Genomic DNA, 3,594 nt, shown 5'->3' on the forward strand with positions numbered 1-3,594 from the left:
ACGCTTACGAAATTTATAAATTCCTAAACGATGAAAAAAGAGGCTTCCCACAAGTTTGCTCAACTCATGGAAAGCCTCTAATTTTTTTGTTACCCATGTTACCCTTTTGTTACTCTTGGGATAACATGGATGCTTAAACCATTGAAGTAATCAGGTTTTAAACCCCTTATTACATCATTCCGCCCATTCCGCCCATGTCAGGCATTGCTGGACCTTTGTTTTCTTCTGGTTTGTCAGCAACTACTGCTTCTGTTGTTAAGAACATAGCGGCAACAGATGCTGCGTTTTGAAGAGCTGAACGCGTAACTTTAGTTGGGTCAACGATACCAGCTTCGATCATGTTCACCCAAGTGCCGTTAGCAGCGTTGAAGCCTACGCCAACTTCTTCATTTTTCAAGCGCTCAACGATAACAGATCCTTCTAGACCAGCGTTGGTTGCGATTGTGCGAACTGGCTCTTCGATGGCACGTAGAACGATGTTGATACCAGTTTGCTCGTCGCCTTCTGCTTGAAGTTCAGCAACTTTTTTGTAGACGTTAAGAAGGGCAACGCCACCGCCGGATACGATACCTTCTTCAACAGCTGCGCGAGTAGAGTTCAATGCGTCTTCGATGCGAAGTTTGCGCTCTTTTAGTTCTGTTTCAGTTGCAGCACCAACTTTGATCACTGCTACGCCGCCAGCAAGTTTTGCTAAGCGTTCTTGTAATTTTTCGCGGTCAAATTCAGAAGTAGTTTCTTCTAATTGAACGCGGATTTGATTTACGCGTGCTTGGATATCTTCAGTAGATCCGGCACCTTCAACGATGGTCGTATTTTCTTTCGTTACAACAACTTTGCCAGCGCGTCCTAATTGAGAAACAGTTGCAGATTTAAGGTCACGACCAAGATCTTCTGTGATCACTTCACCGCCAGTTAATGCAGCGATATCTTCAAGCATTGCTTTGCGACGGTCGCCGAAGCCAGGAGCTTTAACAGCCACAGCATTGAAAGTACCGCGAAGTTTGTTTACTACTAATGTAGCAAGTGCTTCACCTTCAACATCTTCTGCAATGATTAATAATGGTTTGCCTTGTTGTACTACTTGCTCAAGAACAGGAAGGATTTCTTGAATGCTAGAAATTTTCTTATCAGTGATTAAGATATATGGATTTTCAAGAACAGCTTCCATTTTGTCTGTATTGGTTACCATGTATGGAGAAGCGTATCCGCGGTCAAATTGCATACCTTCTACTACATCCAATTCAGTTGTGAAGCCTTTAGACTCTTCGATTGTGATAACGCCATCGTTGCCAACGCGTTCCATTGCTTCTGCAATCAATTGGCCAACTTCTTCATCAGCAGCAGAAATTGCAGCTACTTGAGCGATAGAAGATTTGCCTTCGATTGGTTTAGAGATTTCTTTTAAACCTTCTACTGCAGTTGCAACAGCTTTTTCAATACCTTTGCGGATGCCCATTGGGTTCGCACCAGCAGTAACGTTCTTTAAGCCTTCACGGATCATAGCTTGTGCAAGAACAGTTGCAGTAGTCGTACCGTCACCAGCAACATCATTTGTTTTGCTTGCTACTTCAGCAACAAGCTTAGCACCCATGTTTTCGAATGCATCTTCAAGTTCGATTTCTTTTGCGATGGTTACACCATCATTAGTGATTAAAGGTGAGCCAAATTTTTTCTCAAGAACCACGTTGCGTCCTTTTGGTCCAAGAGTTACTTTTACAGCATTTGCAAGTGTATCAACACCACGAAGCATAGCGCGGCGAGCGTCTTCACTAAATTTAATTTCTTTAGCCATTGTTCAAAAACCTCCTCATAATTTAGAGACTATTGTTTTTTAAGAGTTAACGTTATTCCCCAATAACGGCAAGGATATCACTTTCACGTAAAATTAAGTATTCGGTTCCTTGGTATTTAACCTCAGTTCCAGCGTATTTTGAGAAGATAATGCGATCGCCTACAGCAACATCAAGTGCCACGCGTTCTCCATTTTCTAGAACGCGGCCATTACCTACAGCTACAACTTTTCCTTCTTGAGGTTTTTCTTTAGCTGTATCCGGTAATACAATACCGCTTGCAGTTTTTTCTTCTGATTCAACTAATTCGATGATGATGCGATCACCTAATGGTCTTAACATTCAAACAACCTCCTCAAATTATATATGTTTTCGATCATTATTAGCACTCGATGACTTTGAGTGCTAACACAATTATTATAATAATGAATCTGAAAATCTTTTGCAAGTATCAAACCCAAACTTTTTAAAAAAGAATTCAGATTTCTTTTCAACCTTATAAAGTATGCGAAAATCAGTTAATTCTATACATCCTTTTGAAAAAATTGAAACAAAACAGCATTTAAAGGTAGAATGAATAATAGTTGAACTATATTCGAATATAAGGAGATTTTCGATTGAAAAAGGAATATTGGTGGATCTTAATTGTTTACATCTTGATGCAGTTTTCCAGTTTGATTGGAATTCCCCTGCTGGTATTTGGATTGCATATGGATAAAAATTTAGCGATTCCTGTCTGGCTGATCATTAGTTTTATCGGAGCCCTTATCATCATTCTTTTCATTTTGCGTAAGGAAATTGGCAACTGGGGTATGAATGATAGGGGCAGCTCTTTCGGTTACTCGGTTAAGTGGGCCATTTCCGGCTTCTTTTTGGCGTTATTTGCCCAGTATTTCGCTGCGATTATTGAACACTTTTTAGGCATTCCTGCAGGATCCAATAATACGAAAGAGATTATCAAAATTATCAATACGTTCCCGTTAGCGGTAGTTGTCACTAGTATTGCAGGACCGATTTTAGAGGAAATTGTGTTCCGGAAAATTATTTTTGGAACGCTTTATAAGCGTTTCAATTTCGTCATTTCGGCCTTGGTGAGCTCGGTTATTTTTGCCTTGGCCCATATGGAGCCAATGCATATTCTGCTTTATGCGGCAATGGGTTTTACTTTTGCCTTTTTATATGTAAAAACAAAGAGGATTATCGTTCCTATCTTCGCACATGTCTCAATGAATACATTGGTTGTTTTAGTCCAATCTGTGTTCCGCAGCGATCTTGAACGTATGATGCGAAATGCGGAGAAGGTCTCAGGATTTATCGGAGGATTTTTCTCATGAGACGTTCACCATTGTTATCCGGTTTTATCTACCTCTTACTGGGGGGATTATTTACCTATTTCGCCGTCAATACTGTGCAAACAAACGGCTGGGGGTTCTTCAGCTTTCTCCTGATTATTTTGGCGACCGTCGATATCGGTTCCGGTATTAAAATGTTTGCCTTTTATATGAAATATCGCGATAAAATGAAAAGGTAGAGAGAGCATTCGTAAAAAAAAATTAAACAGTGAGTTAGAAACTAAGTATCCGTGCATTAGTCGAGTGGTATTTCTAAAAACTTACAGCGTAGGGAATGGTATTTACAATCAAGATATTTCGAATAAAGCCATGCTGGAGGAAATTGGCATGCGTAGATAATAATTTAGATGAACTTTATCGGACAGTTGATGCACCCTCAAATGTTCTGCAAATTATTATTGGAATTCCAATGATACAAAAGAGGTAAATGGCAATGGGTAAGTATTTAGGGG

General features: G+C 39.9%; 5 protein-coding genes. 3 read left to right on the forward strand and 2 right to left on the reverse strand.

All coding sequences use genetic code 11. From position 1 onward, the window contains the following. Positions 1-169: 169 nt before the first annotated feature. Together groL and groES are read right to left on the reverse strand one after the other, a co-directional pair. Positions 170-1,792 carry a chaperonin GroEL gene (gene groL, locus BFU02S_RS15185; protein WP_066372456.1) on the reverse strand — a complete coding sequence of 541 codons (1,623 nt, stop codon included), beginning with the start codon at positions 1,790-1,792 and terminating at the stop codon, positions 170-172. 52 nt (positions 1,793-1,844) lie between these two features. Beyond that, positions 1,845-2,132 carry a co-chaperone GroES gene (gene groES, locus BFU02S_RS15190; protein WP_066372458.1) on the reverse strand — a complete coding sequence of 96 codons (288 nt, stop codon included), beginning with the start codon at positions 2,130-2,132 and terminating at the stop codon, positions 1,845-1,847. A gap of 275 nt (positions 2,133-2,407) precedes the next feature. Between groES and BFU02S_RS15195 the strand changes: the two genes are divergently transcribed. From BFU02S_RS15195 to BFU02S_RS17775, 3 genes are read left to right on the forward strand one after another with little or no spacing between them, the layout of a single operon-like run. After that, positions 2,408-3,124, forward strand: a complete 717-nt coding sequence (locus tag BFU02S_RS15195) for a CPBP family intramembrane glutamic endopeptidase (protein WP_066372460.1) — start codon at positions 2,408-2,410, stop codon at positions 3,122-3,124. Continuing rightward, a complete protein-coding gene (locus tag BFU02S_RS15200; RefSeq protein WP_066372462.1) occupies positions 3,121-3,321 on the forward strand; it encodes a YdiK family protein in 201 nt (66 codons plus the stop codon). The genes BFU02S_RS15195 and BFU02S_RS15200 overlap by 4 nt, the downstream gene beginning before the upstream one ends. 7 nt (positions 3,322-3,328) lie before the next feature. Continuing rightward, a complete protein-coding gene (locus BFU02S_RS17775) occupies positions 3,329-3,481 on the forward strand; it encodes a stage II sporulation protein P (protein WP_157075962.1) in 153 nt (50 codons plus the stop codon). Positions 3,482-3,594: the final 113 nt, after the last annotated feature.

It is taken from the genome of Neobacillus fumarioli NBRC 102428 (assembly GCF_001591485.1).
GTDB lineage: Bacteria > Bacillota > Bacilli > Bacillales > Cytobacillaceae > Neobacillus > Neobacillus fumarioli.

Coding starts and splice junctions, on each gene's coding strand:
- groL (WP_066372456.1), bottom strand. CDS start 1,792: ATGGCTAAAGAAATTAAATTTAGTGAAGACGCTCGCCGCGCTATGCTT.
- groES (WP_066372458.1), bottom strand. CDS start 2,132: ATGTTAAGACCATTAGGTGATCGCATCATCATCGAATTAGTTGAATCA.
- BFU02S_RS15200 (WP_066372462.1), top strand. CDS start 3,121: ATGAGACGTTCACCATTGTTATCCGGTTTTATCTACCTCTTACTGGGG.